This window comes from Micromonospora deserti, assembly GCF_003236335.1.
GTDB lineage: Bacteria > Actinomycetota > Actinomycetes > Mycobacteriales > Micromonosporaceae > Micromonospora > Micromonospora deserti.
In genome coordinates, this window is the sequence record NZ_POUB01000403.1 from 1 (window position 1) to 3,987 (window position 3,987).

3 protein-coding genes are annotated in these 3,987 nt (G+C 73.9%); all 3 read right to left on the reverse strand.

All coding sequences use genetic code 11. From position 1 onward, the window contains the following. Positions 1 to 2 precede the first annotated feature (2 nt). Genes purE through C1I99_RS30115 form a run of 3 tightly spaced genes read right to left on the reverse strand, consistent with a single transcriptional unit; the run spans position 3 to position 3,755 of the window. The gene (purE, locus tag C1I99_RS30105; protein WP_111137557.1) at positions 3 to 494 is read right to left on the reverse strand and encodes a 5-(carboxyamino)imidazole ribonucleotide mutase; all 492 of its coding nucleotides are present in this window, start codon (positions 492 to 494) and stop codon (positions 3 to 5) included. Next, positions 491 to 1,723, reverse strand: a complete 1,233-nt coding sequence (locus C1I99_RS30110) for a 5-(carboxyamino)imidazole ribonucleotide synthase (protein ID WP_111137558.1) — start codon at positions 1,721 to 1,723, stop codon at positions 491 to 493. The genes purE and C1I99_RS30110 overlap by 4 nt, the downstream gene beginning before the upstream one ends. A gap of 37 nt (positions 1,724 to 1,760) precedes the next feature. Beyond that, positions 1,761 to 3,755 (reverse strand): thioredoxin domain-containing protein, encoded by a 1,995-nt coding sequence (locus C1I99_RS30115; protein WP_111137559.1) that lies wholly within the window; start codon positions 3,753 to 3,755, stop codon positions 1,761 to 1,763. Positions 3,756 to 3,987 lie beyond the last annotated feature (232 nt).

The window sequence follows — 3,987 nt, forward strand, 5'->3', positions numbered from 1 at the left end:
GATCAGGTGAGGGAGGCGTGCAGGGCGGCTTCCTTCTCGGCGACCAGCTTCTCCAGGCTTTCCTGGTAGGCGACCATTCGCACGCGCAGTTCCTCGTCCGCTGCGGCGAGGATGCGGACGGCGAGCAGGCCGGCGTTGCGGGCATTGCCGATCGACACGGTGGCGACCGGGATCCCGGCCGGCATCTGCACGATGGAGAGCAGCGAGTCCATTCCGTCCAGGTGCTTGAGCGGCACCGGGACGCCGATCACCGGCAACGGGGTCACCGAGGCGACCATGCCGGGCAGGTGCGCGGCCCCACCGGCGCCCGCGATGATGACCTTCAGGCCCCGGTCGGCGGCGGTGCGGCCGTACTCGATCATCTTCGCCGGGGTGCGGTGCGCGGAGACCACGCCCACCTCGTACCGGACCTCGAACTCGCCCAGTACGTCGGCGGCGGCCTTCATCGTCGGCCAGTCCGAGTCGCTGCCCATGATCAGCCCGACCGTGCTCACTCCGGCCTGCCCTTCGTTCGCGACTGCGGGGCTCGCGAGCTCACTCCTCGCGCTGACTGGTGTCCCTCCCGGAGCCAGCGGGCCGCCCGCGCGGCCCGTGCCCGTACCTCGTCCAGGTCGTCGCCGAGCACGGTGACATGCCCGATCTTCCGGCCGGGTCGCACCTGCTTGCCGTAGAGGTGCACCTTCGCCCCCGGCTCGGCGGCGAAGAGGTGGTGCAGCCGCTCGTCGATCGACATCCCGCCCGGCTCGCCGCCGAGCACGTTCGCCATCACCACCACCGGGGCGGTCAGCGAGGTGTCGCCCATCGGGTAGTCGAGCACCGCCCGCAGGTGCTGCTCGAACTGCGAGGTCCGGGCCCCCTCGATGGTCCAGTGCCCCGAGTTGTGCGGGCGCATCGCCAGCTCGTTGACCACGAGTGCCGGCCGGCCGGAGGCGCCGGCCACCTCGAACAGCTCCACCGCGAGCAGACCCACCACGCCCAGCGAGGTGGCCAGGTCGATGGCGAGCTGCTGGGCGGCGACCGCCAACTCCTCCGGCAGGCCCGGCGCCGGGGCCAGCACCTCGACGCAGATGCCGTCGCGCTGCACGGTCTCGACCACCGGGTACGCCGCGACCTGCCCGAACGGCGAGCGGGCCACCTGCACCGCCAGCTCGCGGCGCAGCGCCACCCGCTCCTCCACGATCAGCCGGGTCCCGCCGGCGAGCAGCGTGGTGGCCAGTTCGACGGCCTGCGCCGCGTCGGCGACCGGCCAGACGCCGCGGCCGTCGTACCCGCCGCTGGCCGCCTTCAGCACCACCGGCCAGCCGACCTCGTCACCGAAGCCGACCAGGTCGGCGGGCTCGGCGACGGGCCGCCACGCCGGGTTGGGCGCGCCCAGCTCACCGAGCCGCTCCCGCATGACCCGCTTGTCCTGGGCGTGCAGTAGCGCGTCGGCCGGCGGGAAGAGCGTCACCCCCTCCGCGGCGAGGGTGCGGATGTGTTCGGTGGGGACGTGCTCGTGGTCGAAGGTGACCACGTCGCAGCCCTTGGCGAAGGTGCGCAGCGCGGCGAGGTCGGTGTGGTCGCCGTACTGGACGTCGGCGGCGACCAGCGCGGCCCCGTCGTCGGGTGCCAGCGCGAGCACGCGCAGCGACTGGCCAAGGGCGATCGCGGACTGGTGGGTCATCCGGGCCAGCTGGCCGCCGCCCACCATGCCCACCACGGGCAGACCGGTACGGGAATCCATAGCGGCGCCAGCCTATCCGGCCCGCCCGATGCCACCCCTACCGGCCGGCCAGCTGCCCGACCAGGTCATCCACCTCGGTGACGGGGCGCTCGCAGACGAAACCCCGGCAGGCGTACGCGGTGGCGCGCCCGTCGACCATCGGCCGGTCGGCGAGCAGCGGCACGCCCGGCTGGTCCGGGCGGCCCGCCACGATCACGGCGCCGGGTGGGGCGTGCCGGTGCGCCGCCGCGACCAGCGGGTCACCGGCCGGCGCCTCGGTGACCACGGCGATCTCGTACGGCCCGGAGAGCAGCGCCTCGCCGACGGCGGCCGCGTAGCCGGCGAACCGGGGATGCCGGGCGACGATCGGCGCGACCGTGCCGAGCGCGGCCTCGGCGGCCTCCCGGTAGCGGGTCTGCCCGGTCAGCGCCGCGTACACCACCAGCGCGGCGACGATCGCGGAGCGGCCCGACGGGGTGGCGTTGTCGGTCGGGTCGGCCGGCCGGGTGACCAGTTGCTCGGCGTCGTCGGCGGTGTCGTAGAAGCCGCCGTCGGGCGCGGCGAACCGGTCCAGCGCGACGTCGAGCAGCCGACCGGCGAGGGTGAGCCAGCGCCCCTCGCCGGTGAGCTGGTGCACGGCGCAGAACGCCTCGGCCACGCAGCCGTAGTCCTCCAGCACACCGGCCGGCCCGCCGACGACACCGCCCCGGGAGACCCGGCGCAGCCGCCCGTCGACGAGGTGGCGGTCGGCGAGCACCTCGGCGATCCGGACCGCCGCGGCGGCGGTCACCGGGTCACCGGTCAGCGCGGTGTGCTCGACCAGCGCGGTGACCGCCAGCCCGTTCCAGGCGGCGACCACCTTGTCGTCGCGGGCCGGCTGGGGCCGACTGTCACGGACCTCGCGCAGCCGGGCCCGGACCTGCTCCCACCGGGCCGCGACCGCCGGGTCGACGTCGTCGACGTCCCGGGCCAGCCGCAGCACGCTCGTGCCGTGCTCAAAGCTGCCCTCGTCGGTCACGGCGAACAGGTCGGCGGCGAACCTGCCGTCCTGCTCGCCCAGCGCCTCGATCAGTTGGGCCGGGGTCCAGGCGTAGGTGAGCCCTTCGACGCCCTCGGTGTCGGCGTCCAGCGCGGAGGCGAGGCCGCCCTCGGCGGTGCCCAGGTCGTCGATCATGAACGCGGCCGTCTCGGCGGCGACCCGGGCCGCCATCGGGTCGCCGGTCAGCCGCCAGAGCTGGGTGTACGCCCGCAGCAGCAGCGCGTTGTCGTAGAGCATCTTCTCGAAGTGCGGCACGGTCCAGTGCGCGTCCACCGAGTATCGGGCGAAGCCGCCGGCGAGCTGGTCGTAGATGCCGCCGCGGGCCATCGCCTCGCAGGTGTGCCGGGCGATCTCCAGGCTGCGCGGTGAGCCGGTGCGCTGGTGGTGCCGGAGCAGGAAGAGCAGGTTCATGTGCGGCGGGAACTTGGGCGCCCCGCCGAAGCCGCCGTTCGTCTCGTCGTACTCCCGGGCGAGCTGTCCGGCCGCGGCGTCGAGCGTCGCGGCGTCCAGCGGCGCGCTGGGCCCACCCACGGCCTGGGCGCCGCCGATCGCCTCGACCACGGCGGCGCCCTGCTTCAGGACGGCGTCGCGCTGGTCGCGCCAGGCGGTGGCGACGGACTGGAGCAGCCGGAGAAAGTTGGGCCGGGGGAAGTAGGTGCCGCAGAAGAACGGGGTGCCGTCCGGGGTGGCGAAGACGGTCATCGGCCAGCCGCCCTGCCCGGTCATGGCCTGGGTCGCGGTCATGTAGACCGCGTCGACGTCCGGCCGTTCCTCGCGGTCCACCTTGATCGACACGAAGTCGTCGTTCATCAGGGCGCCGACCTGCTCGTTCTCGAACGACTCGTGCGCCATCACATGGCACCAGTGACAGGCGGCGTAACCGACCGAGATGATCACGGGGACGTCGCGCCGTCTCGCCTCGGCGAACGCCTCGTCGCACCAGGGCCACCAGTCGACCGGGTTGTCGGCGTGCTGGAGCAGGTACGGGCTGGTGGCGTCAGCGAGTCGGTTCACCCGACGACCATAACCACCCAGCGGCCCGCCTGCCCGCGCTCCGCCGCGCCGGTCAGCCGGCCGACGCTGCCGGGCTCCCCACGTTTACGTCCATCACTGCGAAATCTGACGAGCGGGACGCTAGCGGTCGCCGGCCCGTGCATGTGCCAGTCACCGGGAGGCAGGTCCAGGCGCCGGGTGCCGGCAACCTCTTGATCAAGACAGGGAAGGGGTGGACGGTGCGCGGGAGGGG